The sequence below is a fragment of the Paenibacillus vortex V453 genome (assembly GCF_000193415.1).
GTDB classification, from domain to species: Bacteria; Bacillota; Bacilli; order Paenibacillales; family Paenibacillaceae; genus Paenibacillus_AQ; species Paenibacillus_AQ glucanolyticus.
Genome location: NZ_ADHJ01000053.1, coordinates 121,198 through 146,901, shown reverse-complemented (window position 1 = coordinate 146,901; position 25,704 = coordinate 121,198). Strand labels below are relative to the sequence as shown.

25 protein-coding genes and 2 pseudogenes are annotated in these 25,704 nt (G+C 48.9%); 22 read left to right on the top strand and 5 right to left on the bottom strand.

Annotated features, from left to right (window positions below; genetic code table 11):
* Positions 1–8 precede the first annotated feature (8 nt).
* The 4 genes and pseudogenes from rnhA to PVOR_RS27370 all read left to right on the top strand — a co-directional run bounded on the left by rnhA (position 9) and on the right by PVOR_RS27370 (position 3,390).
* A complete protein-coding gene (gene rnhA / locus PVOR_RS27385; RefSeq protein ID WP_006212819.1) occupies positions 9–671 on the top strand; it encodes a ribonuclease H in 663 nt (220 codons plus the stop codon).
* Positions 672–700: 29 nt separating this feature from the next.
* Positions 701–1,483: pseudogene (locus tag PVOR_RS27380) on the top strand (Cof-type HAD-IIB family hydrolase).
* A 429-nt stretch (positions 1,484–1,912) separates the two neighbouring features.
* A complete protein-coding gene (locus tag PVOR_RS27375) occupies positions 1,913–2,770 on the top strand; it encodes a CPBP family intramembrane glutamic endopeptidase (RefSeq protein WP_006212818.1) in 858 nt (285 codons plus the stop codon).
* A gap of 17 nt (positions 2,771–2,787) precedes the next feature.
* The gene (locus PVOR_RS27370) at positions 2,788–3,390 is read left to right on the top strand and encodes a TetR/AcrR family transcriptional regulator (protein ID WP_006212817.1); all 603 of its coding nucleotides are present in this window, start codon (positions 2,788–2,790) and stop codon (positions 3,388–3,390) included.
* Positions 3,391–3,542: 152 nt separating this feature from the next.
* Here the strand turns inward: PVOR_RS27370 and PVOR_RS29955 are convergent, their stop codons facing one another.
* A complete protein-coding gene (locus PVOR_RS29955) occupies positions 3,543–3,917 on the bottom strand; it encodes a RidA family protein (RefSeq protein ID WP_083811738.1) in 375 nt (124 codons plus the stop codon).
* 288 nt (positions 3,918–4,205) lie between these two features.
* On the opposite strand from PVOR_RS29955, the gene PVOR_RS27365 reads away from it, so the two are divergent.
* The 4 genes from PVOR_RS27365 (at position 4,206) to PVOR_RS27350 (ending at position 7,314) form a co-directional block, all read left to right on the top strand.
* Positions 4,206–4,607, top strand: coding sequence for an Rrf2 family transcriptional regulator (locus tag PVOR_RS27365; protein WP_006212815.1), 402 nt, complete (start codon positions 4,206–4,208; stop codon positions 4,605–4,607).
* A 305-nt stretch (positions 4,608–4,912) separates the two neighbouring features.
* Positions 4,913–5,569 (top strand): ThuA domain-containing protein, encoded by a 657-nt coding sequence (locus tag PVOR_RS27360; RefSeq protein WP_234973113.1) that lies wholly within the window; start codon positions 4,913–4,915, stop codon positions 5,567–5,569.
* Positions 5,570–5,686: 117 nt separating this feature from the next.
* Complete coding sequence (locus tag PVOR_RS27355) at positions 5,687–6,157, top strand: DinB family protein (protein ID WP_006212813.1); 471 nt, start codon at positions 5,687–5,689, stop codon at positions 6,155–6,157.
* Between the two features lie 257 nt (positions 6,158–6,414).
* Positions 6,415–7,314, top strand: coding sequence for a class I SAM-dependent methyltransferase (locus PVOR_RS27350; protein ID WP_006212812.1), 900 nt, complete (start codon positions 6,415–6,417; stop codon positions 7,312–7,314).
* 102 nt (positions 7,315–7,416) lie between these two features.
* Here PVOR_RS27350 and PVOR_RS27345 read toward each other — a convergent pair whose 3' ends face one another.
* The gene (locus PVOR_RS27345) at positions 7,417–7,893 is read right to left on the bottom strand and encodes a hypothetical protein (protein WP_148246426.1); all 477 of its coding nucleotides are present in this window, start codon (positions 7,891–7,893) and stop codon (positions 7,417–7,419) included.
* Positions 7,894–8,023: 130 nt separating this feature from the next.
* Positions 8,024–8,902 (bottom strand): AraC family transcriptional regulator, encoded by an 879-nt coding sequence (locus PVOR_RS27340; protein WP_006212810.1) that lies wholly within the window; start codon positions 8,900–8,902, stop codon positions 8,024–8,026.
* 205 nt (positions 8,903–9,107) lie between these two features.
* Here PVOR_RS27340 and PVOR_RS27335 point away from each other — a divergent pair, with 205 nt between their 5' ends.
* The 10 genes and pseudogenes from PVOR_RS27335 (at position 9,108) to PVOR_RS27295 (ending at position 19,214) form a co-directional block, all read left to right on the top strand.
* Positions 9,108–9,842, top strand: coding sequence for a ThuA domain-containing protein (locus PVOR_RS27335; RefSeq protein WP_006212809.1), 735 nt, complete (start codon positions 9,108–9,110; stop codon positions 9,840–9,842).
* A 259-nt stretch (positions 9,843–10,101) separates the two neighbouring features.
* Positions 10,102–11,037 carry a sugar-binding transcriptional regulator gene (locus PVOR_RS27330; protein WP_006212807.1) on the top strand — a complete coding sequence of 312 codons (936 nt, stop codon included), beginning with the start codon at positions 10,102–10,104 and terminating at the stop codon, positions 11,035–11,037.
* 388 nt (positions 11,038–11,425) lie between these two features.
* Positions 11,426–12,094: pseudogene (gene deoC, locus PVOR_RS27325) on the top strand (deoxyribose-phosphate aldolase).
* Between the two features lie 76 nt (positions 12,095–12,170).
* Complete coding sequence (locus PVOR_RS27320; protein ID WP_006212806.1) at positions 12,171–13,349, top strand: NupC/NupG family nucleoside CNT transporter; 1,179 nt, start codon at positions 12,171–12,173, stop codon at positions 13,347–13,349.
* An 80-nt stretch (positions 13,350–13,429) separates the two neighbouring features.
* A complete protein-coding gene (gene deoB / locus PVOR_RS27315; protein ID WP_006212805.1) occupies positions 13,430–14,608 on the top strand; it encodes a phosphopentomutase in 1,179 nt (392 codons plus the stop codon).
* A 24-nt stretch (positions 14,609–14,632) separates the two neighbouring features.
* Positions 14,633–15,340 carry a purine-nucleoside phosphorylase gene (gene deoD / locus PVOR_RS27310; protein WP_006212804.1) on the top strand — a complete coding sequence of 236 codons (708 nt, stop codon included), beginning with the start codon at positions 14,633–14,635 and terminating at the stop codon, positions 15,338–15,340.
* A 109-nt stretch (positions 15,341–15,449) separates the two neighbouring features.
* The gene (locus PVOR_RS27305) at positions 15,450–16,751 is read left to right on the top strand and encodes a pyrimidine-nucleoside phosphorylase (RefSeq protein WP_006212803.1); all 1,302 of its coding nucleotides are present in this window, start codon (positions 15,450–15,452) and stop codon (positions 16,749–16,751) included.
* Between the two features lie 237 nt (positions 16,752–16,988).
* On the top strand, positions 16,989–17,117 hold the full coding sequence (locus PVOR_RS32690) for a hypothetical protein (protein WP_255308638.1): 129 nt from the start codon (positions 16,989–16,991) through the stop codon (positions 17,115–17,117).
* A 145-nt stretch (positions 17,118–17,262) separates the two neighbouring features.
* Positions 17,263–18,228: an MraY family glycosyltransferase gene (locus tag PVOR_RS27300; protein ID WP_006212802.1), complete on the top strand. Its 966-nt coding sequence runs from the start codon at positions 17,263–17,265 to the stop codon at positions 18,226–18,228.
* A 119-nt stretch (positions 18,229–18,347) separates the two neighbouring features.
* Positions 18,348–19,214, top strand: a complete 867-nt coding sequence (locus PVOR_RS27295; RefSeq protein WP_006212801.1) for an SDR family oxidoreductase — start codon at positions 18,348–18,350, stop codon at positions 19,212–19,214.
* Between the two features lie 127 nt (positions 19,215–19,341).
* Here PVOR_RS27295 and murQ read toward each other — a convergent pair whose 3' ends face one another.
* Both murQ and PVOR_RS27285 read right to left on the bottom strand, forming a co-directional pair.
* On the bottom strand, positions 19,342–20,253 hold the full coding sequence (gene murQ, locus PVOR_RS27290) for an N-acetylmuramic acid 6-phosphate etherase (RefSeq protein WP_006212800.1): 912 nt from the start codon (positions 20,251–20,253) through the stop codon (positions 19,342–19,344).
* Positions 20,254–20,308: 55 nt separating this feature from the next.
* Positions 20,309–21,265, bottom strand: a complete 957-nt coding sequence (locus tag PVOR_RS27285) for a BadF/BadG/BcrA/BcrD ATPase family protein (RefSeq protein ID WP_006212799.1) — start codon at positions 21,263–21,265, stop codon at positions 20,309–20,311.
* A 225-nt stretch (positions 21,266–21,490) separates the two neighbouring features.
* Here PVOR_RS27285 and PVOR_RS27280 point away from each other — a divergent pair, with 225 nt between their 5' ends.
* The 4 genes from PVOR_RS27280 (at position 21,491) to PVOR_RS27265 (ending at position 25,690) form a co-directional block, all read left to right on the top strand.
* The gene (locus PVOR_RS27280; RefSeq protein ID WP_006212798.1) at positions 21,491–22,327 is read left to right on the top strand and encodes a MurR/RpiR family transcriptional regulator; all 837 of its coding nucleotides are present in this window, start codon (positions 21,491–21,493) and stop codon (positions 22,325–22,327) included.
* 45 nt (positions 22,328–22,372) lie between these two features.
* Positions 22,373–23,767, top strand: coding sequence for an ABC transporter substrate-binding protein (locus tag PVOR_RS27275; protein ID WP_006212797.1), 1,395 nt, complete (start codon positions 22,373–22,375; stop codon positions 23,765–23,767).
* 138 nt (positions 23,768–23,905) lie between these two features.
* Entirely contained in the window at positions 23,906–24,823 is a 918-nt protein-coding gene (locus PVOR_RS27270) for a carbohydrate ABC transporter permease (RefSeq protein ID WP_006212796.1), read from the top strand.
* A gap of 33 nt (positions 24,824–24,856) precedes the next feature.
* Positions 24,857–25,690 (top strand): carbohydrate ABC transporter permease, encoded by an 834-nt coding sequence (locus tag PVOR_RS27265; RefSeq protein ID WP_006212795.1) that lies wholly within the window; start codon positions 24,857–24,859, stop codon positions 25,688–25,690.
* The last annotated feature ends 14 nt before the right edge of the window (positions 25,691–25,704 follow it).

Here is a 25,704-nt window from a genome sequence, read left to right as displayed (position 1 = left end):
GGTTTATGATGGCGAAGCAGAAATTTTATGTAGTCTGGGTAGGTAAGGTGCCCGGAATTTATACAAGCTGGGCCGAATGCCAGCAGCAGGTGAACCAGTTTACTGGCGCTAAATTCAAGGCGTTCGAATCCCGAAGCGAAGCGGAGAAGGCTTATGCTGCGGGCTATAAGAATTACTGGGGACAGCAGTCCGGAAGCGGTGCCGGAAGTTCAGCATCCAAGGGTTTCAAGCGAAGCAGTGCTTCACCTGACATAGATCCGGGAGAGATCGATTACGATAGCATCTCAGTGGACGTGGGAACGCGGGGAAATCCGGGACCTGTGGAATATAAGGGTGTAGATACTCAAACCGGGGATATTCTATTCTCATGCGGACCCATCCAGAAGGGGACGAATAACCTCGGCGAGTTTCTGGCGATCGTTCATGCGTTAGCTTATTTAAAGAAAATAGGAAGCACCAAAACGGTGTACAGCGATTCCATGAATGCGCTCAAGTGGCTGAAGCAGAAGAAGGTGGTGTCTACACTCCCGCGGGATGCATCAACCAAGGAAATCTGGGATCTGGTGGACCGGGCAGAGCACTGGCTTAGAACCAATACCTATGAGAACAAGGTGTTGAAATGGCAGACGAAGAGCTGGGGAGAGATTAAGGCCGATTACGGGCGCAAATAAAGAGAAAATTAACAGGAGGAAACCATACGATGACGTACAAAGCCGTGTTTTTTGATATAGATGGAACGCTTGTGAATGAAGAGAAGGAAATTCCACAGGATACGATCGATGCGATTCATCAGTTGAAAAAGAACGGGATCGACGTTTTTATTGCCACAGGGCGGGCGCCGTACTATTTTGAGCATTATGCTAGGCAGCTAGGTGTCGATTCCTTCGTAAGTTTTAACGGATCTTATGTCGTGTATCAAGGGAAAGCGGTATACGAGCACCCGATCTCCGAGAAGACGCTGGAGCTGTTGGAAAATACGGCGCTTGCGCACAATCACCCGATTGTGATGCAAGGTGCGGAAGCGGGATTTGCAAACCATGAGGAGCATCCGTATGTTGCCGAGTCTTTCTACGATCTGAGGGTCGAAGTTCCTGGATACCGCAGCAGCTAGTGGAAAGAGGCCAAGGTATATCAAGCGCTGCTGTACTGTGAGGCGCATGAGGAAGAGCTGTATACCTCTGCAGAGGCTCCGTTCAGCGATGTGAGCTTTGTGCGCTGGCATCGGGTCGCTATGGATGTCATTCCGGGAGGCGGTTCGAAAGCCAAGGGGATCGAGGCTGTGCTGAAGCATCTCGGGATTACCGCCGAGGAAGCCGTGGCCTTCGGGGACGGGCTTAACGACAAGGAAATGCTGTCTTATGTAGGGCTCGGTATTGCCATGGATAATGCGCATGAGGAAGTGAAGCCGCTTGCTGATTATGTAACCAGGCATGTGAACGATGGCGGCATTCGCCATGGATTGGAGTATGCGGGCCTGATATAGGACAGGTTACATCATATGACCCGAAATCGGGCGCTGCCGCGGGCAGGCCTAAATTCATAAGCGAAGACAGGGAGGAGCTTCCCTTGTCTTCGCTTTTTTTAATATACCTTAGCGATATGCAGAAAAATCCAAATTCTATATTGTGGATAATTCAAGCTCTCACAGCAGTGAGACTCTTAATGGACTGTGCATAACATCGTTTTGGAGTTCTTTATACACAGAGTTATGAACATTATCCACGCTAGATTCGTGTAAATTGAATTTAAGTCGCATATTCCATGAAAGTTATCCAGTGTTTGTGAACATATGTGGAGAAGTGCAAAGATAAGTGAGCGTCAAAACTCTTGTTCAATGTTGACAGACCAAAATCAGCTATGTATATTTTATTTACCGACTATATAGTCGGTAAATAAAATGAGAGATGGGTGAATGTCATTGGAAAAAAAATATGGCCTTCAACCGCTGATACCGTTCAGCGTCAAATCTTTAGCAGGCTTCATCATCATTTTTATGATTTGGCAGGGCGGCACTTTATTGTGGCTCAGTCTGCTTCATAACTTGATTCCCGCTACTCGCTCAGGACTGCCTGGTCTGATCACGCTGTATTTGTCCTTTGTTTTCCTGATTCTCGGAGTTTTCCTAGTCACCAGATATTTCTTCAAAATTCGTTTTAGAACATTTTTGTTTGAAGGTAATAGGCCTGATTTCCGGAAGTTTGTACGTTATTTTTTATGGTATTTATTTGCCCTTATCCTGTATTTGCTTGTGGATATAGGCGTACATCCTCAAGCTTTTACGCTTCATTTTGATCCGCTTCCATGGTTAGGTGTACTCCTCATTACCGCTCCTTTGATTTTGCTGCAAAGTGCTGCTGAAGAGATTTTCTTCAGAGGTTATATGTACCGTATGTTCAGATCATTAAGAGGCGGGGTATTCTGGTCCATCTTTGCCACTTCCCTAACCTTTGCCCTGATCCATGGTTTTAATCCCGAAATGCTAAACTATGGGATTTTTGGACCGTTGTATTACCTGCTGGGGGCCTTCTTTCTGGGAATCGTTGCTTACCACACCAATGGTCTGGCTGCTCCCATCGGGATCCATTTTGCCACGAATATTTTTAATACATCCATTTGGGGATATGGATCATCGACGTTGGATAATATGGGACTGCAGAGCATTGTATACCGTCACACGCTGGATATGCCGTTTGCATTCTTTGGGATTTTTGCTATTGTTATCACATATGGGGCTTTTCAATTTTTCAAGCATCAAAGGAACCGTTCATAAGGTTCCGGGAGGAACATATGACCAGAAGGCGACTGCCAGCAGAAGAAGCAAAAACGATCATATTAAACCATGCCAAGTTATTATTTATTGAAAAAGGTTATGACCGAGCCACAATGGACGACTTGTGTGCATCGACACAGATGAGTAAAGGCAATTTGTATCATCATTTCAAAAATAAAGAGGTGCTCTTTCTCCAATTGCTTACCCAGCATGCGGAACAAATGTCACAAAAGTGGCTTCATTTGATGGAGCATTCCACGTCTCCCAGCGAACAGCTGATTGAAATGGCTGATTTATTCGGCAGAGATTGTGAAAGTCCATTAGTCCAAGCACTCGAAGAGTATGCCAGAACACTTTCTAGCGAATCCGAGTCATTGGCTACATTGAGAGAGATCACAGAAGCAGCCTATCGTGCAATAAGGCAAGTGCTGCAAACGGGGATCGACCAAGGCGTCTTTATTAATGAAGATATCGAAACGTTGAGTTTTGGTGTAATGTCCACATTGGCTGGAGCAACGCAGCTCTGCCTAACGATGCCAAATCTAAGCGGGGACGAGTATGCAGCTCTGCATGTCAATGCGGTCAAGCTGCTATTAAAGGGGATATCGATTGAACGATAATGAAATGGCCGGAGCAGCCTTGCGAGAAAATGATACACACGTAAAAGCCGCATCGTTGCGGCTTTTTGTGTTTTTACGATCTATAATTTTGTCTAAACCGGAGGGTGATCCAAAGCTCGGGCCGCACCTGCTGTGCCGACCACGGTGACGAGTTAGTCCGTGTGTGCAACGGCGCTTATTTCAATCCATTGTTCAGCGGACGCAAGATAGGTCACGCCGAGGAGACAGCCAGCCGGCCGGTGTTGTCCTACGTATTCCTTGAACAGTCTGATGACCGGATCGAAATGTTCTTCAGCGTTTGTTAAATAGATCTCCACATAAGCGAGGTTCGACCTCGTGACATCAAATCCCGCCAGTACGCGATCTAGATTTTCCAGCGTTTGCCGGGTTTGTGCCTCGATATCGCCTTTGCCAACGAACGTGCCCTCCGTGTCGTGGGAAAATTGCCCCGAAATGTAGATAGTTCCGTTTACGGAGTAACCCTGGGTGATGCCGTGATCCCAAAGACTGTGATTGTAGCTTTTGATATTCGTCTATTTTTTTCTCTCCTTTACTTGAAGTAAGGTTAGTATAGATTGAAAGTATATAAAAAAATAGTACGCACATTATTGATAGGTACTATCAAAAAGGATAGTGTACGAAGTGAGACTAAGAAGGGCTTGAGCTCAAAATTGATCATGTGAAGAAACTCGATGTATGCAAGCCAGAAACTTGAATATGGTTCAATATGGCGTAAAGCGCATGTTTTCTTCTTGACGTAATGAAACAAAATAGCTATTATAGACCTGTGAAGTCCCTAATTGAGGTGATGTTGAATGAAGTACTCCAAGGCTACAGACTATGCCCTCCATACGATGCTCTTTCTTACTGCGGCGACTCCCCAGAAGCCAATAGGCGTACAGCAGTTGGCGGAGCGACAAAGTGTGTCTCCCACCTATCTGTCCAAAATACTGACCAAGTTGGTGAAGGCGGGCATGATCGAATCGATAACGGGGGTGAATGGCGGCTATCGCCTCAAACGAAATTGGGAAGATATTTCGTTTCTGGATATTATCCATGCGATTGAAGGTTCGGCTTCCTTGTTCGATTGCAGTTTCGATCATGGACCAGGATGCCCGATTCAGAAGGTGGTGTTGTCGGCAGAAGAGAAGATGGAAGAACTGTTGAGAAATCAGAAAATGTCGGATCTTGTACGTGAACATAACATCGTTATATGATCCTTCCTTTTTTTAAGTCAATTAAAGACAATAAGAGTCTTTGAAGTCTGTAATATGATTTTTAACGGGCATGATTGAATCGATAATGGGGGTGAATGGCGGGTATCGATTTAAACGAAGCCGTTAGCCCATGGGTGACAAGTGATGGTTATCTAGCGGCCGTGCCGCCGGATGTGTCTGCCGATCGCATTATTTTTTAGCTTGTGATGGACCCCCCAATGCGCACCTTGGCGAACAGCTGATCTTGATGGATTATGAAGGACAAGAGCGACCCTGATCAATGGGAAGGAGAGGAGACTATGAATATGAATATCAATATGAAAGCAATTGCGCTTGGACAATACGAGGGAGCGAAATATCATCCTTTTGCGCATATTGATCACGAATTACAAACCATATTTGAACCTATGGACGTTGAATGTACGGATGATTACGCCGTGCTTCAGGAGGATAAGCTGGAGGGCTATGATCTGTTCATATCGTACGCGGATTTCTCGGATCTGGAGATCACCCCAGATCAGGTGCAAGCGCTCATATCCTATGTGAGAAACGGTGGCGGCCTGCTAGTCATCCATAACGGTATCTCACTGCAGCAAAGCCAAGAGCTCGAAAAATTAATCGGCGGCAGGGTTACGGGACATCCGGACTATACGTCACTGCCAATTCGATATAATCGGGGGAGTCACCCTATTGTGGAGAACTTAAGCGATTTTACAATAGATGAAGAACCGTTCCGGTTCGAGCTGAGTCCGCATGAATCAGCGGTTATACTTGCCGAATATGTGCATGATGGCCAGCGGTGGCCTGCTGCGTGGGCACATACATATGGCTCTGGCCGCGTGGTATATCTGATGCCGGGGCATCATCTTCCATCTTTCCAGGTGGAATCCGTGCGTAAGCTGATTCGGAATAGCGGAATGTGGGCTGTTCGGGGGGCGAAGAGTAGTGATGCGACATCCTAATTTTATGTGCATCGCTATTAACGGCGGTATTTTTTAGCGCTTTGTATGGCGATTAACTAGGTGGGGAAATCCGCAATTTAATCATACGTAGCTTATTATCAAAAGGAGGGGAAGAAGATGGATGTATTCAAAAGCCAGTATGATTTGATTAAGCGTACAAGGGAATCATTATTTCGTTACTGCGAAACTATGTCCCCCACAGATTATGTTAAAGAAGTTGAAGCCCTGGGCGGAGTTTCTATTCGGAGTCTGCATGTTCATGTAGCTGATTGTTATCGGGTATGGTTGGGGAATCGTGGCCTTGGCAAATCACTTTCCAGATTAAAACCGGAATCCGTTGACAATGTGCAGGGAATGCGTGAAGTTTTTAAGAAAACGGATGCCCTGGTTTATGAATTTCTGAATGAATTTAAAAACCAATGGGATCCTACCGTTCAAGCATCCTGGCAGAGTGACAGCGTAGAGTTAACCGAATTATGGCTATTTACCCATGCCATCACGCACGAATTTCATCATAGAGGACAAATTGTGAAAATAGGCAGGCAGCTCGGATATATCCCGCCGAAAATGAACCTCGCTAAATCTTAGTGATTTCATTTCATGGAGATACGTTACTGCCCGAGCTGGTGAAGGCGAGCATGACAATCCTGGGCCAGAACGCCCGATTGTTGTTGCGATTGCAGGTTTCGTCCTTTCTCTTTTCATGAAGCGTGTTCACATATCGGTCAGAAGGACAGGAACGTTTAGCCATTCCCGACCCCATGTGAAAAATGATTATGAATAGACCTCCGTGTTGGTTTTTCAATTGAGTCATAAAAATCGTGAGAAAATAGGTGATGTATACAATGAGCCATGAACTGTTTGATTCGGCGGTATGGGAAAAAGCATGGAAGGAAGATCCGTATACGGGTGTAAACAAGATGAAGAGGGCCGGCATCGACCCGGCTCATTCATTTGATTCATCGGCTAAGTCATTCGATAAAGAAGTGTTCAGCGAAGAAGGCAGACAAAGGGCTAGACGGATTATGAACTGGCTGGAGGACCAGGGCGTTGAATTTTCAGGATCTTCTGTTCTGGATATAGGTGCGGCGTCGGGTGGCTTTTCCGTACCTTTCGCGGAGCGGGGAGCGGATGTAACCGCGGTGGAAACCTCCCTTCCGTTGGTCGAGCTCCTGCAGCAGAATAGTTCAGCCTTGGTCAATGGAACGGTCAAGGTGGTACACGAACCTTTCGAAAATATTGATCTTGAGGCAAAAGGATGGGAGCGAGCCTTTGATCTTGTCTTTGTCTCCATGTGCCCGGTTTTGGTTGATTGGGCCAGTGTGGAGAGGGTACTGAGCTGCGCGAGGGCGTTCTGCTACATGAGCTTGGCGGTAGGTTTCAGGGAGCACAGCTTGGTTGACGAGATATGGCCGCTTGTCACTGATCGCCCCCGAAAGACCGAGCATTTGGAGATGATTTACCTGACCCAATTACTGCTGCTGAAGGGCTACTCTTATCAATCGCTGGTAACCCGAGAGGTGAAAACAACAACGCTTTCCAAAGAGGCGGCATTCCATGATACGATCAAATGGTTGAATATGCACGGCTTGACTGTGGATGAGCGGGTTCGTGGCATCGTCTCGAGGCATCTGGACAATCATTATCCGACTGACGAGGTTCCGCTTCGGCAAGGAGGCAGCTTTGGTAAGGTGCTCGTTCGATTGCAAGACGAGAATATGTACAGCAGAGAAGATAGGGGTTAGCCCGAACAGCATGGGGGCAAGAATAACTTCCCCAAATGTACTGCCATTCCGTATCCAAACGTTACTACATTCAGCGTTTTCGGCAAAACCGGAAATACTCCCTTAACTTTCTTTTGTAGGCGTAGAATTAACCACTTTCCATTGATCCTGTTGGTAAGCTAGAGTTACTTTTGCGGTGAGCCCGCCCTCATTCGAACGATACTTGCTTACCTCGATAGTCATGTTGTTCTGATCCGATTGCTCCTGCTTTTCGATGCTCAGTAAAATCCCTTTACGTTTGGTATCACCAGCGTCATATAACCCTTGCGCAACCAATTGTTCATAGGTGAGATGATAAATCTTCACGTTATATCGGCTTTGCAGGTATTCCTCGATGCTCTGCTTATCTGAATCCTCTGATGGAAGCTCTTCATCGAAATCCAGTGAAATGAACTCCATGCCGTCATTGAGGGCTGTATCGGTTGATATTAATTCATCCAGCGCCAAGCGATAAGGCTCCGCTAACCCGATCTGCGAATCTGAGCCAGTAACGCCATTGGCGCAAGCTGATATGAGAAAAACGACTACAACACTGAGCACAACATACAACGACTTGAATCTTATGATAATCCCCTCCTTGGCATTCGCTACTTAAACTAACGCATTCCGTCCATTTAATGTTCCATTTATGCCTGATATTTTCCAACAAAAAAAGCGGCTGACCGCCGCTTTATTTCTTCTCATGCACCTGTTTATAGTATTGATTGGGGGACATGCCAACGTATTTTTTGAACACCTTGCTGAAATAGAATGGATCATCCAGGCCGGTCAGATACCCGATCTCCCCGAAGCTGAGATGGGTGGCCTCAATCAGCTCCTTGGCATGATGAATCCGGACTTGGTTCACGTAGCGCATGATCGTAAGGCCAGTGAGCTTGGCGAACACCCGGTTGATGTAGTCATAATTGCATTCGAAGCGCAGCTCGATTTCCGAGCTGATGATCTTCTGGGCGTAGTGTTCATGGATGTAATCCAGCAATGCATGCACCTTCATGTAGGACTTGGTATGCGGGCTGTCGTTCTCCAGCTCGTCGAAGAGGCTCTCGCGGGACAGCTCGATCAGCATTTCCATGAATTTGAGCGCGGTCAAACTGCGGTTGAAGTGCTTGCGTCGGTACAGTTGCAGCATTTCACCCAGGGCATGGTGCATATGATGGAGGCTTTTTTTCTGAGTCAAGGTGCAGGTCTTAGGGAAGTATAGCTGCCTGTTGCTATCCTTGCCTGCGGGGTCGCTCTCACCTATTATCCATTGTTTGGCAAGCAGGGATAAGGGACGGTCCGGTGCTGGATGAATATCCGGATGTTCAAAATGAATATAGTAGTAGTCGCAGGCATGCTTGCGGGTCCCCTCATGGTCCAGATGCGGTTCAAGCACGAGCAAGTCGCCTTTCTTGAGCACATGGGCCACACCATTCTCCTGAAGATGAAGCTCGCCGCTCTTCACAAAATACAGAATAAACTCGTGCGTATTCCGCTTGAAATGAATCCAGGGGTTCTTGTAGGAGACAAATCCCATGAGTTTGATTCTTGGTACATAGTCCGCGTTCATCGATAGCACGAATACACCCTCTCTACCCCCAAAAAAACGCAAAGTCGTTTTTGTACAAAAAGAGTAACTTTCTCACATTCCCGTTCATTGTAACACAGCCTATACTTGGGGTGAATTTAAATGGTTTGCCAACGAACGATGGATGTTATTTGCTGATTTTGGTCGGAAGAACGCAGAATGATCATACTTTGGGAGGTCACTAACCATGGCTAGGATTAATGTAACGGTATGGAATGAATATCGGCACGAGAGACATAATGAACAGATTGCAAAAATTTACCCCGAAGGCATACACCGGACGATTGCGGACTTTCTGGAGAAGGATGCCGAGTTTTATGTACGTACAGCCGTTTTGGATGATCCGGAACATGGTCTGACAGATGAAGTGCTAGCTTCAACAGACGTTCTGCTCTGGTGGGGGCATGTGGCACATGGTGAAGTGAGAGATGATATCGTGGAAAAAGTACGCCAGCGCGTACTGGACGGCATGGGGATCATTGTGCTCCATTCCGGGCATGGATCGAAGATTTTTCAGCGCCTTCTTGGCACGAATACTGGCGCCCTGAAATGGCGTGATGATGGCGAGAAGGAACGTTTATGGGTTATTGATCCAAGCCATCCTATCGTTAGCGGGCTCGGAGAGTATATTGAAGTTCCGCAGGAGGAAATGTACGGAGAACGCTTTGAGATTCCGGCACCGGATGAACTGGTGTTTGTCTCCTGGTTTGAAGGCGGCGAGGTGTTCCGCAGCGGCTGCTGTTATAAGCGGGGGCGCGGCAAGCTGTTCTATTTCAGACCGGGTCACGAAGCGTTCCCTACCTATCATCTGCCGGACATTCAGCAGGTGATCGTGAACGCCGTAGGCTGGGCGGCTCCGATCCAAGGCGCCAAGGCTTCCTATGGCCGAGTATCTCCGCTCGAATACAATCAGCCGGTATAGGCTGGTAGATGGTAAGTGGCAAGTGCCCGTTGTTAACGCGTGAAGCGACTGAGTTTTCAGCGATAGCATGTGCTGCGCGGGTGCTTGTCTGTTTTTGCAAGGAGGCAGTTGGTTGACACAGGAATTCCTATGATGCTGCACATCAAATTGCGAACATATCGCAAATTTATGTGCTTCTTTTGCATGGCTATCGAAATCCGCATAAGAACGCTGTATAATGTACCCAAATTGTATACGACACAACAAAGTGGGTTGGATGATGGAACAGGATAAACAGCGTCTCAGTATCGAGGCCGCAAGATTGTACTATATGTCGGATTACAGCCAGCAGGATATCGCCACCAGGCTCGGCGTTTCACGCCCTACGGTTTCAAGGCTTCTTCAGCACGCTAAAGAGCAGGGGTATGTGCAGATCAGCATTGTGGACCCGCTTGAGAATCTCGATGCTTTGGGCGAGAGGGTCAAGAAGGTATACAAGCTGGAGGAAGTGCTTATTAGCTATTCTCCCATCAATGAGTATCGTGAAATTCAGAAGCATATCAGCAAAAGGGCAGCCGATTATTTGCATGAAACGGTTCAGGATGCCGACATTATCGGCGTGACCTGGGGAACGACCATGCATGCCGTGGCGCTGCAGCTGCAGCAGAAATCGGTCCGTGGCGTAGAGGTCGTGCAGCTGAAGGGCGGGGTCAGTCATTCGCATGTGAACACGTATGCAGCGGAGATTGTCAATCTCTTCGCGGAGGCGTACCATACGATGGCGAGATATTTGCCGCTGCCCGTCATATTTGACACGATGGAACTGAAGGAAATGGTTGAGAGGGACAGGCATATCCAGCGAATCATTCAATTAGGCAAACAAGCCAACATTGCCATGTTTACGGTGGGCACGGTGCATGAAGATGCGCTCCTCTTTCGACTCGGCTACCTGAGCGAGAAAGAACAGAAGCTGCTGCAGCAGGTCGGCGCAGGTGATATCTGCTCCCGGTTTTTTGACGCCGAGGGCCGGGTGTGCAGTGAGGATATCAACAGCCGTACGGTCGGCATCGATTTGGAGGATTTGCGGCACAAGGAGAAATCCATTCTCGTTGCAGGCGGACAGCGAAAGGTAGATGCCATAAGAGCTGCGCTAATCGGTAAATATGCCAACATACTTGTGACGGATCAGTTTACGGCGCAAGCCTTGCTTTCATGAAATCGTGCATGTCGATGCACAAGAAGGATCAAACACACCTCATTGCGGTGATCATCGAAGCGGATCGGCTTCGTGCTCACCTTCATGAGGTGTGTTTGTGCTGTGGAATATGTGACGGACTAGTGAAGGGACCGTATCTTCTGTTTATGTTTACCCCGACAGGGTATAGAGCATAGTAAACAAAGAGTTGTTAGATTATTCCTGAATGATGGCAAGTTGTTAAGCGAACAATGATAAATATCATTGCCATAAATCGGAATGAACATATTTTCATCATGTGTTTTACATATGTTCATAGCTGTGATATGATGGTCCCGTCTACAGGTTTAAGCGTAATGAGAGCGCTTTTACAAAATTACAAAAATTATATTAGGGAGTGTTTAACCAGATGAATATAGCAGGAATGATTGACCACACACTGTTGAAGGCGGATGCAACCCAAGCCGAGATTACGAAACTTACGGATGAGGCCAAAAAATACGAATTTGCTTCGGTTTGTGTGAACCCGACTTGGGTATCCTACTGTGCTGAGCAGCTTGCGGGCACTAAGGTTAAAGTATGTACCGTTATCGGCTTCCCGCTGGGAGCTTCGACAACAGCAGCCAAAGCTATTTAGAAGACGAAGGACGCTATTGCCAATGGGGCTGGAGAAGTGGATATGGTCATTAACATCGGGGCGCTTAAAGATCGTAATGATGAGCTCGTGCTTATGGATATCCAAGCTGTAGTGGATGCAGCTAAGGGCAAAGCGCTGGTTAAGGTCATCATTGAGACAAGCCTTCTGACCGAGGAAGAAAAGGTGCGTGCATCCAAGTTGTCCGTGAAAGCGGGAGCGGATTTTGTTAAGACCTCTACAGGCTTCTCTACAGGCGGAGCTACTCCGGAAGATGTTGCCTTGATGCGCAAGACCGTTGGTCAGAACACCGGCGTTAAGGCGTCCGGCGGCGTACGCAGCAAAGAAGATATGGAAGCTATGATCAAAGCGGGCGCAACCCGAATCGGTGCAAGCTCCGGCGTGAAAATCATGGAGGGCGGCCAGTCCAGCTCATCCTATTAATGTAACCAGCAGTTCTGTATGATCATCGGGTAACCGTGTTATATCATAAAAATTCACCTATGGGGGAACAACGACGATGAAATTTTTAATCGCCATACTAGGTTTGCTGGTCGTATTCGGTCTTGCGTTCCTTATCAGTAATGATAAGCGCAAAATTCGTTATCGTCCGCTGGCTGTAATGATTGTGCTGCAGCTGATCCTGGGATTTATCCTGCTGAACACCAATGTCGGCGAGTATCTTGTTAAAGGGATAGCGAATACGTTTAAAGCGCTGCTTGACTACGCGGGAGCCGGAATCGAGTTTGTATTTGGTGGCATTGCCAATGAAGGTGCAGGTCCGTTCTTCTTGAACGTTCTGCTGCCCATCGTGTTTATTTCCGCGTTGATTGGTATACTTCAATATATTAAGGTACTGCCGTTTATCGTAAGATATATCGGTCTCGTCTTAAGTAAAGTCAACGGCATGGGAAAGCTGGAGTCTTACAATGCGGTAGCTTCCGCGATCCTGGGGCAATCCGAGGTGTTTATATCGGTTAAAAAACAGATCGCCTTAATTCCGAAGCACCGTATGTATACGCTCTGTGCTTCCGCGATGTCCACGGTATCGATGTCGATCGTAGGTGCGTATATGACCATGATCGAGCCGCGGTACGTGGTGACCGCGCTGGTACTCAACCTGTTTGGCGGATTTATTATTGCTTCCATCGTGAACCCATATAAGGTGGAGAAGGATGAGGATATTCTGGAAGTGCAGGAAGAGGAGAAGCAATCCTTCTTCGAGATGCTGGGCGAATACATCATGGACGGTTTCAAGGTAGCGATTACCGTTGCCGCGATGCTTCTCGGATTTGTTGCATTGATTGCGATGATCAACGGCATCTTTGATATGATTTTCGGGATATCTTTCCAAGAGCTGCTAGGATTTATCTTTGCTCCCTTTGCTTTTGTCATGGGTGTGCCTTGGAAAGAGGCAGTGGACGCCGGCAGTATTATGGCAACGAAGCTTGTATCGAATGAGTTCGTAGCCATGCTTGAGCTGTCCAACTTCACGAATCTGTCCGAGCGCACCATTGGTATCGTGTCCGTATTCCTGGTGTCGTTCGCAAACTTCTCCTCCATCGGCATTATTGCCGGTGCGGTGAAGGGGCTAAACGAGAAGCAGGGGAATGTGGTTGCACGTTTCGGCTTGAAGCTGCTGTACGGTGCAACGCTGGTAAGCGTGCTGTCTGCAACGATTGCCGGACTGTTCCTGTAACCAAGGGATGGAAGTAAACAACAAGCGAGCCTTATGGATAGTTTGATTTTTTGAGATCATATATGAGGGGGAGCATGGATATGGAACGTTTTGACCGAATTCACTTGATTGTACTGGATTCTGTAGGCATCGGTGAGGCACCGGATGCGGCTGATTTTGATGATATCGGATCTGACACGCTGGGGCATATCGCCCGCGAATGCGGGGGGCTCAACATGCCGAATATGGCAGCGCTTGGGCTGTCGAACATCCGGGAGATCGAAGGAGTGCCTGCTGCCGATAAGCCTCGGGCCTATTATACGAAGATGCAGGAAGCTTCGAACGGCAAGGATACGATGACAGGTCATTGGGAGATCATGGGCCTGTATATTGATACGCCTTTCCGAGTGTTCCCGGACGGTTTTCCGGATGAGCTGATTCAGCGGATTGAAGCGAAGACCGGACGCAAGGTTATCGGCAACAAGCCGGCAAGCGGAACGGAGATCATTGAAGAGCTTGGCGAGGAGCATGTAAAGACAGGCGCGCTGATTATTTATACCTCGGCGGACTCTGTGCTGCAAATCGCGGCGCATGAGGATGTGGTTCCCCTGAAGGAACTGTATGAAATTTGCGAATTCTGCCGCGAAATTACGCTGGAAGATCCTTATATGCTCGGCCGGATTATTGCGCGTCCGTTCACTGGCGAGGTTGGCAGCTTCAAGCGTACCGCGAACCGGCATGATTATGCCTTGAAGCCTTTTGGACGCACAACCATGAACGAGATGAAGGATGCAGGACTCGAAGTGATTGCCCTCGGCAAAATCTCCGATATTTATGATGGTGAAGGCATTACAAAGGCTGTCAGAACCGTATCGAATATGGACGGCATGGACAAAATGGTGCAGACCATGGATGATTCCTTCAAGGGTCTGAGCTTCATAAACCTCGTGGATTTCGATGCGGTGTACGGACACCGCCGCGATCCGAAAGGATATGGCCAGGCATTGGAGGATTATGACCAGCGCCTGCCAGAGGTGTTCGAGAAAATGACAAACGATGATCTTCTGATCATCACGGCAGACCACGGGAATGATCCTACTTACAAAGGGACGGATCATACGCGGGAATACGTACCGCTGCTTGTCTACTCCCCGCGTTTTGCGGAAGGCAAGGAGTTGCCGCTGCGCAAGACCTTTGCCGACATTGGGGCCACGGTTGCAGACAATTTCGGGGTGAAGCTGCCGGAGCATGGCATAAGCTTTTTGAATGATTTGAAATAAATCGAAAAGTGGAGGAATTTGCACATGAGTACACATATTGGAGCGAAGCCGGGAGATATCGCAGAATCGATTCTGCTGCCAGGCGATCCGCTGCGGGCTAAATTTATTGCCGAGACGTATCTGGAGGATGTAACCTGCTACAACGAAGTGCGGGGGATGCTCGGATTTACGGGAACTTATAAGGGAAAGCGCATCTCCGTGCAGGGCTCGGGCATGGGCGTGCCTTCCATCGGTATCTATGTCAACGAACTCATTCGTGATTATGGCGTCAAAAATTTGTTCCGTGTCGGAACCTGCGGCGCGATGCAGGAGCATGTTCGTGTGCGCGACGTCATTCTGGCTCAGGCAGCATGCTCGGATTCCGGTATGAACCGCCATCACTTTAGCGGCTATGATTTCTCTCCGATTGCCAGCTTCCCGCTGCTGCTTGGTGCATATGAGCGCGGCAAGGACAAGGGCTTGAAGATGCATGTCGGCAATGTGTTCACATCCGATGTATTTTACCGTGAGGACAAGTCGGTGGTTGAGAAGCTGATGCAGCATGGCGTGCTGGGCGTAGAGATGGAGACAACGGCTCTCTACACGATTGCGGCACGGTTCGGTGTGAATGCCCTGACAATCCTGACGGTAAGTGACCATTTGCTGACAGGGGAAGAGACTTCCTCCGAGGAGCGCCAAACCACGTTTAACGAGATGATGGAAGTAGCGCTGGATACGGCGATTTCGTTGTAAAGGAATGACGAAGGAATCCGGGGGCAGCAGCGATCGGCCGAACCATTCGCGTTTGTAGTGCTGCCCATAGAAAGAACACAATCATCGCAAACAGTGAGGAGAATGTACGATGAGAATGGTTGATTTAATTGCGAAGAAACGCGACGGCAAGGAACTGACAACAGAAGAGATCAATTTCTTTATCGATGGATATACCAAGGGAGATATTCCTGATTATCAGGTAAGTGCCATGAATATGGCGATCTATTTCCAGGACATGTCCGACCGGGAGCGGGCGGACTTGACGATGGCGATGGTAAACTCCGGAGAAACGATTGATCTGTCCGCAATTGAGGGAATCAAGGTTGATAAGCACTCCACCGGGGGTGTTGGTGATACGACAACGCTTGTATTGGCACCGCTCGTAGCGGCTCTGGACATTCCCGTAGCGAAGATGTCCGGACGCGGTCTCGGTCATACCGGAGGAACGATTGACAAGCTGGAGTCCATTGAAGGCTTCCACGTGGAGATCAGCAAAGACGAATTTGTGAACCTTGTGAATCAACATAAAATTGCTGTAATCGGCCAAACCGGGAACCTCACCCCGGCTGATAAAAAGCTGTATGCACTGCGGGATGTGACGGCAACCGTCAATTCCATTCCGCTGATTGCCAGCTCTATCATGAGCAAGAAAATTGCTGCAGGTTCCGATGCGATCGTATTGGATGTTAAAACCGGTGCGGGCGCGTTCATGAAAACCGTGGAGGACGCCAAGGAATTGGCGCATGCCATGGTTAGCATCGGCAACAACGTCGGCCGCAAAACGATGGCCGTCATCTCCGATATGAGCCAGCCCCTTGGGGCTGCGATCGGCAACTCGTTGGAGGTTCAGGAAGCGATTGATGCGCTGCGCGGCGAAGGTCCGAAGGATCTGGAGGAGCTGTGCCTGGCTCTGGGCAGACAGATGGTTTATCTGGCGCAGAAGGCAGACTCGCTTGAAGATGCCGAGGAGAAGCTGCGTGAGGTTATCCGAAACGGCAAGGCACTGGAGAAGTTCAAGGAGTTCATCCAGAACCAAGGCGGCGATTCGTCTGTGGTGGATCATCCCGACCGGCTGCCGAAGGCGCAATATCTGATAGAGCTTCCTGCACAGCAGGACGGCGTTGTCGCCGAACTGGTAGCGGATGAGATCGGTACCGCGGCGATGCTGCTTGGGGCCGGACGTGCAACGAAGGAATCCGAGATAGATCTGGCTGTAGGCCTGATGCTGAACAAGAAAGTTGGCGACACCGTGAAGAAGGGTGACTCCCTCGTCACGATTCATGCCAACCGCGAGAACGTGGACGACGTGAAGCAGAAGCTGTATGAAAGCATTCGAATTGCTGATCATGCGGATGCACCTGTATTGATCTATGATATCGTAACGGAGTAGGTTAAATCCTAATCCGATCAAGCCATAACGCTGATCACCGTCAGGCGAAGCGAAGACTCTTCAAGATAGGGGGAGAGGGAGCTCTGCCCGGTGTGTCAGCACGATGTACCACCTGCCCTTTCAACCGTTCGCTGAACGGGGGCAGGTTTTTTTTCTGGGATCTCGTCATAAATCGGGAGCGAGCCCTCATAGGATGGTAGTGGGGAAAGTAAGTAAGGCATTTAACGGGAGAGTGAGATGTATAGTCCGGGCAAGAGCCATCCTGTCATAAGGAGGCTTTCCGCCATGACCATCGATCAGTTGATTGCTTTGCTGGCACTTATCGTTATGATCATCGGACTTGTGGTGAACAAGAAGGAGTCTTAACCTGTGAGTCCGGAGGGCTGCTGCTAAGTAGATAATTCTACTAATGTGGCAGTCTTTTTCTTTTGATAGGTTGATAGAGTTCCTTATAAGTCATATACTTAGATTGCAATGTTCTCCATTATTCATCATTTATTGGGAGGAAACCATGCTCTATTTAGCAGCGTTTGTCATATCCATGGTGCTGGTCCTGGTATTGATTCCGCCATTTCGCAAACTTGCGATCAAGATTGATTTTGTGGACAAGCCAAGGCCGGACAGCGAGCGGAAAATACACCGCGAACCGATACCGCTGACAGCGGGCATCGCCATATTCATCGGATTTTTTATCACATATTTTGCACTTACCGGCACCATTTCCAGGGAAGCGGTAGGTATCTTTATCGGTAGTGCCCTGATTCTTGGGATTGGTCTTGTGGACGATTGGTATAAGTCCCAGGGCAAGGAACTGGCTTCACTGCCGAAGTTCATTGTTCAGATGAGCGCGGCTATCGTTGTATACAGCTACGGCATTGCGTTTGAAGGATTCAACAATCCGTTCACGGGGCAATATATCAATTTGCCGGAATGGCTGCAGCTCATCTTGACGATATTGTGGATTTTTGGTGTAACGACCGTCATTAATTTCTCGGACGGCATTGACGGACTGGCCGGAGGACTCTCCGCCATATCCGGAGGCACGTTGTTTGTAGTGGCCATTACGATGGGCAGAGGCGAATCCGCGCTGCTTGCGGTCGTTCTCGTGGGTGCTGCGCTTGGCTATTTGCGGTACAATAAGCCGCCGGCCAGAGTATTCATGGGGGATGCCGGTGCAACCTTCCTTGGGTTTATACTCGGGATCATTGCTCTGGATGGCGCGTTTAAAGGGGCCACCTTGGCTTCCTTGTTCGTTCCCATCTTTGCTCTGGGTGTGCCGATCTTCGATAATATCATTGTGGTTATCCGCAGAATGCTTCAATCCAAACCGATTTATCAGGCCGACGCTTCCCAGGCGCATTATCGTTTGCTGGCAACGGGGCTGAATCAGAAGCAGACACTGGTATTTCTGTGCTTGCTGAATCTGTGTTTCGGTCTGGCTGCGATCATACTGGCGATGAATGGGAGCGGAGCCTAAGGCGCTGATCCTTTGTCTGAATTACATCTGTACGTTATCTAAGTCCCGTCTCCAAATTGATGTTGGTGGCGGGATTTTTTGTTAGCATGATAGGGTAGGAAGTAAGAGGAGGTCTGCGGATGAATGACATGGCAGGGAGTATCATCATTGTAACAGGGGCTAACTCTGGTATGGGCCTGGTTACAACGATTGAGCTTGCCAAATTGGGGGCGCATGTTGTGATGGCATGCCGGAGCCAATCCAGAGGGGAAGCGGCGCTTCACCAGGCGCTGGAAGAGAGCGGAAGCACAGAGCTTGAACTGATGACGCTGGATCTGGGCTCTTTTGACAGCATTCGGGCATTTGCTGCCGATTTTAAGGCCAAGCACAACAAACTCGATGTTCTGGTGAACAATGCCGGTGTGGTTACCATTAAGCGGGAGTTGACGAAGGACGGGTACGAAGCCATGATCGGCGTTAATCATTTAGGTCATTTCCTGTTGACAAACGAGCTGCTTGAACCCCTCCAGCGTGCACGGCAGGGTCGGATCGTGAACGTATCCTCGGGGGCGCATAAGGTTGGAAGCATCCACTGGGGAGATCCTAATCTGGCGAAGGGATTCAATGTGGCCAAGGGTTATGCGCAGTCGAAGTTGGCCAATATTTTATTCACCAAAGAGCTGGCCCGCCGACTGCAGCCGACGCGGGTGACGGTCAATGCACTCCATCCCGGCGCCGTAAGCACCAGTCTTGGTGTAAACCGGGATACAGGCTTCGGTAAAGCGGTCTATAAGCTGCTTCGCCCGTTCTTCTTAACGGCGCTCGAAGGTGCCCGGACAGCGATTTATCTGGCCTCTAGTCCTGAAGTAGAGCATGTGACAGGGGAATATTACGTCAAGTGCAAGCCGGACAAAACCACTGAGAAGGCAAGGGATCCAAAACTTGCCGCTCGCTTGTGGGAATGGAGCGAACAACAGGTTGGAATGAAACAGGGCATGGACAGATGAGATCATAGGCAGTGAGTATCCGATAAAACAGCAAAAAATAAACGGGATATCGTACAGGCCAACATGGACCTGGAGATATCCCGTTTCTATTCATGGAAGGCTTACGCAGCATAACAAGCCCATTGCTTTACTTGGACGCCTTTAGATCAATCGCACCGCGAACGAATCCGCGGGTACCATCAAGCAGCGTGGATGCCTCCGCAGCACTGACATTCGCCAAGAGCATAACAATTGCTGTTTTGACATGGGCACCGGCTTCATGGTAAGCCTTCTCCACTTCCTCCTCCGATGCACCTGTTGCAAGCGTAATGATGCGTTTGGCACGATGCACAAGCTTGTTATTCGAAGGGTTGAGGTCGACCATCAAGTTTTTGTACACCTTGCCAATTCGAATCATGGCCGTTGTTGTCAGCATATTGAGGATCAGCTTTTGCGATGTACCGGCCTTCATGCGCGTGGAGCCCATAATGACCTCAGGGCCAACGACGGCTTCAATCACAAAATCCGCATACTGATGCATGGGCGATTCGTAGTTATTGCAGAGCCCGACAACAACCGCTCCGAGTTCCTTGGCACGTCGCATAGCTCCAAGAACATAAGGCGTGCGTCCGCTGGCGGCGATACCAATGACAACGTCCTTCTTGCTGATACCGTTTTCATTGATGTCCTGGGCACCCAATTCCTCGCTATCCTCCGCACCTTCAATCGCCTCCTTCACGGCTCTGAAGCCGCCTGCGATCAACCCTTGCACCATGGACGGATCCGTCCCGTAGGTAGGTGGGCATTCGGATGCGTCAAGGATACCGATTCGACCGCTGGTTCCTGCGCCTATGTAGAACAATCTGCCGCCATTCTCGAAAGCTTCTACCACGAGATCCGCTGCTCGGGCTATAAGAGGGATCTGTTCACGAATCGTTTCGGTGATCAGACTATCCTCGTTATTAATAAGGATCATAATTTGTTCTGAGCTCAACTGATCAATGTTCTGCGTATGTTCATGAGGCTGTTCGGTTGTCAATTGACTTAGAGTATTCGTCATGAGACAGGTCTCCTTTTTTGCCTTGGAATATGGACGGGCACTGATGATGTGAATGCTACAGCAAGTCAGAGACGCCGTCTGTAAATAGCTTGCAGGCTAACAGGGCCGCACCATGCGCGGGTGTTCGTTCACGGTTCCCTTCGGGAAATCGCAGCTGAGGATAACGCATTAGCAGGGAGTCGCAGAACGCCTTCCGGTACTCTGGCGAATGCTTGAATATCGAGCCGATCCATACCAGATCACTCTCTTCGAATTCAGCTTGCTGCCTGATGAGAGCGCTAGTTGTATCGGCCAGCTCTTCAGCCTGCTGCCGGATGATACGGAGTGCCGCTTCATCCCCGGCTTCCGCTGCTTCAATGCAGCAGCGGGCGAAGGAAGCGATATGCTGTTTCGTTATAGCGGGCTGGTAAATGTAAGATTTGAGATCGGTAATATGCTGGAGAGGGTAGGATTCAACAATCAGGCTGGTCATGATAGTGGGCGGTGTAATGCCTTCATGACTCTTGATTACCGATTTCAGGGTCTGAAGCCCAATCTGGTAACCGCTGCCTTCATCCCCGAGAAGATGCCCCCAGCCGCCGACCCGGTGGATATCTCCCGATTGGGTGATACCGTAAGTATTGGAGCCGGTTCCCGAGATGGCAAGCATTCCATGCTGACGCTCCAGCACAGCCATTAATGAAATTTCGGCTTCCGAACGCATGTATATGCGTATGGAGGGCAGCCGCTGCTGAAAATAGGAAAGAAGGTGTAATTGAACACGCCGACGTTCATCCACAGAACTTATACCTGACATTCCAAGACATATTGATGTTAATGAAAATGACTTATCATTCAGAGGTGTCAGGAGCCCATCCAACACGTTTTGGAGTTCCGCCATCGCTTTATCGAACGTTACAATATAAGGATTTGTGGAACCTCCGGTAAAACGGGACAATACCTCTCCGCTGCTGTGGATAGCGGTTGCATCAGTCTTTGTGCCGCCACCATCAACACCGATATAAATTTCCATATTGAACCACTTCGCTTTCTATATCCAGTATAGGAGAAAAAAGAAGTGTTGTAAAATAAAATTTTAAATCACCAATTATGTATTGAAATATAATTTCATACAATTTATAATGAACTCAATCCACTGATATTGAAAGCGATACCAGTCATGCTTTCATTCAATAGGTGTAAAGTAATGTTACATATGAATGATCATCAGAGGATTATGAGTAAAGGGGGGCAAGGAATGAACGGCGGATTGGTTCGATTGCGTGAGGTGTATGATTCATTAAATCCGTCCGAGCGCAAGGTTGCAGCCTTCATTTTGCAGGAACCGGCAGAGATGATACAGATGTCGGTCGCGGATCTTGCTGTCCGAAGCGGTTCCAGTCAGGCTGCTATCGTGCGCCTGTGCAAAACGATGGGATTCAAGGGCTATCAGGATCTGAAGCTGAAGGTAGCCGGAGACTTGCAGGAGCCATTAGCCACCGGATATCAGGATATTCGGCCCAATGACAGCATTTCTGCAATTATACAGAACGTCTCGAACAATAACATTCAATCGATTCGGGATACGATGAAGATTATGGAGGAAGGGAAGGTGAAGGAGGCCGTACTGGCCCTCGATCAGTCTAAGCGTATTTTCATGTTCGGGGTAGGGGCTTCGAATCTGATCGGGATGGATGCCCAGCAGAAATTTTTGCGGATTAATAAGGTATGTATATCTTTTCCGGACCCTCATGTTCAGCTCACCTCGGCGGTGCTGCTGACTCCAGATGATGCGGCCGTATGCATCTCCTATTCCGGTGAAACGGATGAAGTGATTCGCGCAGCAGCCATAGCCAAAGAGAAAGGATGCAAGACGATTGGCATTACGAAATACGGTGACTCTACCTTAAGCCGATCGGTGGATATTCCCTTGTACACCTCCTCGACGGAGAACGAAATTCGCAGTGGCGCGATGTCGTCTCGTATTACGCAGTTGAATCTTATCGATATTTTATATCTTGGCGTCGCCAGCCGGAATTACGAGAATTCAGTGAAATACCTGGATGAGAGCCGGCAAGCGATCAAGCGGTTGTAGTTCATAGCGAAACCACAAATATATAAATGATAAGGGGAGTAGTACATGAAGAAAAAAGGTTGGCTTACATTGTTGGCTTCTTTAATGCTCGTGTTCACCGCGGCTTGCGGCGGTTCCGGCGGGGCGAAGGCTCCTGAAGGCGGAAGCGGAACAGCTTCGGAAGGAAATGGCGAGGCTGCACCGAAGCAGGACACGGTTGTTGTCTGGACTTATCCGGTACATGGTAAATATGAAGATGAATTGAAAGAGCATGTAGCGGATTTGAAAGAAAAATACCCGCACATTACAGTAGAAACCGAAGTGCTTTCATGGGCTGAAGGTCCGAAGAAGTTCGATGTAGCCCTGAATGCCGGTAATCCGCCTGATCTTTATTTCCATGCGGTGGACGGTGCTTATGTGGATACCGGTCTGGCACTGGAATTAACCCCTTATATCACAGACGAGATAAAGAACGACTATCTCCCGGGCACACTCGAGCTTGGTCAAATCCAAGGCAAGCAATACGGTCTTCCGCTGTACCAATCCCTGTGGGCATGGGGCGGCAATAAGAAGATCCTTGAAGAAGCAGGCATCGACTGGAAGTCCATTCAGGAGAACGGCTGGACCTGGACCGAATTCAAGGCAGCTGCCGATAAGCTGACCACCAAGCTCCCGAACGGCAAAACGCGCTATGCGCTGGTAACGGACGGAACTTCCCTTGACTTCATCGAAATGCTGACACGCAGCAACGGGATGCCGGACGTCCTGAACGATAAAGGCGAGTTTCAATGGAATGATGAGCGCATTCTGGACACGATGACGTTTGTTTCCGATCTGATGAAAGCCGGGCATATGCCGGCTGAGACAGCGGCGATTCAACCCGCTAAACGGATGGACTGGTTCTACGCAGAGGAAGCCGCCATCGTATCCAAGGCAATCCCTTATTACGATGTGATGCTGCAAAACCGTGCGAAGGACATTGACAGCGGTACGGTGCAAGGCGAGAAAATCGACTTTGTTCTGCTGCCGGTTCCGCACAACGACGGGGCAGAGCGCAAAACCTCCATGTTCGGCGAAGGCTACGTAGCCTTCAAGCAGAAGAAGGATAAGGGTGAAGAGCATGCGAAGAATACCTTCCTGATCATGGAAGGCCTGAGCGGCGCGAAAGCCGGTAATTCCGCCAATGAACTGGTGCTGCCATTCGTTCGCAAATCACAGGCGGAATTCTATGCAGGCAAAGGACTTGGAACAGAATCGACCATCAAAGCAGCAGAAATTTTTGCGAACTTCAAAGACATTCCTGTGACCTTGAGCCTCGATGCCAAAGATTCCGGCAACCAGAAGAAATTCAAGGAGCAAGTGGTGAAGCCGAACATCCAGGCGTTGTTCTCGGGTGAGAAGACGCCGGAGCAGATCGCACAAGACTTCATAGACAAAGGCAAACAAATTTTAGGACAGTAATTGAAGTTATAAGGGGGTGTCCCGTTGTCCTTAGCAGGAACAAATCGGGTCACTCCCTTTTTAAACGAATCGCTCTAGGCTTTGTAAGAATTAAGGCTTCATGAACATACTTCACCTGTGCGCAAAGGAGGAAATCAAATGCAGACTGCCCCGGCGCAAGCCCGGCCTTCACGTCCCCCCATGAAGGGGTACTGGCGCGAATATGGATGGGCGTATTTATTCATTCTGGCTCCAGTACTGTTGTTCTTGGTATTTACGCTATACCCGGTTGCTTCCGCCTTTCTGATGAGCTTCCAGGAATACAGCGTTATGGGCTCCGAATGGATTGGAACGGATAACTACACACGGATGGTACAGGATGAAGTGTTCTGGAAATCCATGAGGAATACGGTCTTATTCACGATCGGCACGGTTCCGGTCAACATTGTTATCACGTATGGTCTGTCCTTTTTTATTTTCCAGATGAAGAACAAATGGCAAACGTTCTTCAAGGCTACGATGTATTTGCCGGCCGTAGCCTCCGGCGTAACGATCTCCGTCGTATGGCTTGCCATTTACGATCCGACGAATGCCGGGCTTTTGAATCGGTTCATTGGATTGTTCGGATTCGATCCTGTCATATGGCTTGGCAAATCGGATACCGCCCTCTTTTCGCTCATATTGATGAACTGGCTCGGTTCGCATGGTGCAGGCATTATTCTCTATCTGGCCGCCATGGGCGGGATTCCCAAATCGCTCTATGAAGCCGCGGATATTGACCATGCCAGCGGATGGTCCAAATTCTGGCGCATTACGTGGCCACTGATGAAACCAACCACGCTGTATCTGCTTGTGACGGGCGTCATTACGTCCTTCCAGGTGTTTATCTCGGTGTATCTGATGACACAGGGCGGACCGAACTTTGCGACGACCACCATCGCCTATCTGATTTACAGCACGGCGTTTAATTTCTACGAATTCGGGCTTGCGGCGGCGCAATCTTTTGTACTGGCTGCATTGATTATCGTCATTTCCATCATTCAGTTCAAATATTTCTCTTCCGACGTAGAGTACTAACGTATATCACTGAAGCTAAAAGGGGGTGCACCCATGAAATCAAGATCAAAAGTGATCATGCTGATTGTGGCTTCGGTCATCCTGGTGGTATGGAGCGTTCTGACGATCATTCCGATGTACTGGATGTTGATTGGCTCTGTACAGGACACCAAGTCGGCCGCTTCGTTTATTCCCAAAATGATCCCGGACGTGCTGTCCGTAGCCCCATATGAGCGTTTTTTCGGCAAAACCAACGTAATGAGGTGGCTCTTTAACTCCTTATTAATCTCCACCATCCTGACGGTGACCAACGTGTTTCTCGCATCGCTCGCAGGGTATGCCTTTGCGAAGCTGAAGTTCCCGGGGAACAAAGCGGTATTCTGGGTTTTGCTCAGCACCATGATGATTCCGGCACAAGTTACGCTGATTCCGCTCTATATTTTGATGATTGACGTATTTGATCTCGGGAATACATATACGGCCATTCTGCTCCCCGGAATCGTAAGTGTGGGCAACATTTTCTTGATGAAGCAGTACATGTCGTCGCTGCCCACCTCCTTGATTCATGCAGCGCGGATCGATGCTTGCGGAGAGTTCGGTATCTTTTGGAAAGTCATTCTTCCTATGGCTAAACCGGGTCTCGCCGTACTCGCTATCTTCACGTTCGTTGCATCATGGAACGATTTCTTCTGGCCCTTCCTCGTGACCAATTCGGCGGAAATGAGGACCATTCAGGTAGGTCTTGCTTCCTTCGTCTATGCGGACACAACCGATTTCGGCGCACTTATGGCTGGAGCCACCGTCGCGGCACTGCCGATGATGATCCTGTTCTTCTCGCTTCAGCGCTATTTCCTGCAAGGCATCACCATTGGAGCCGTTAAAGGCTAGAAGGAGGCAAAGTT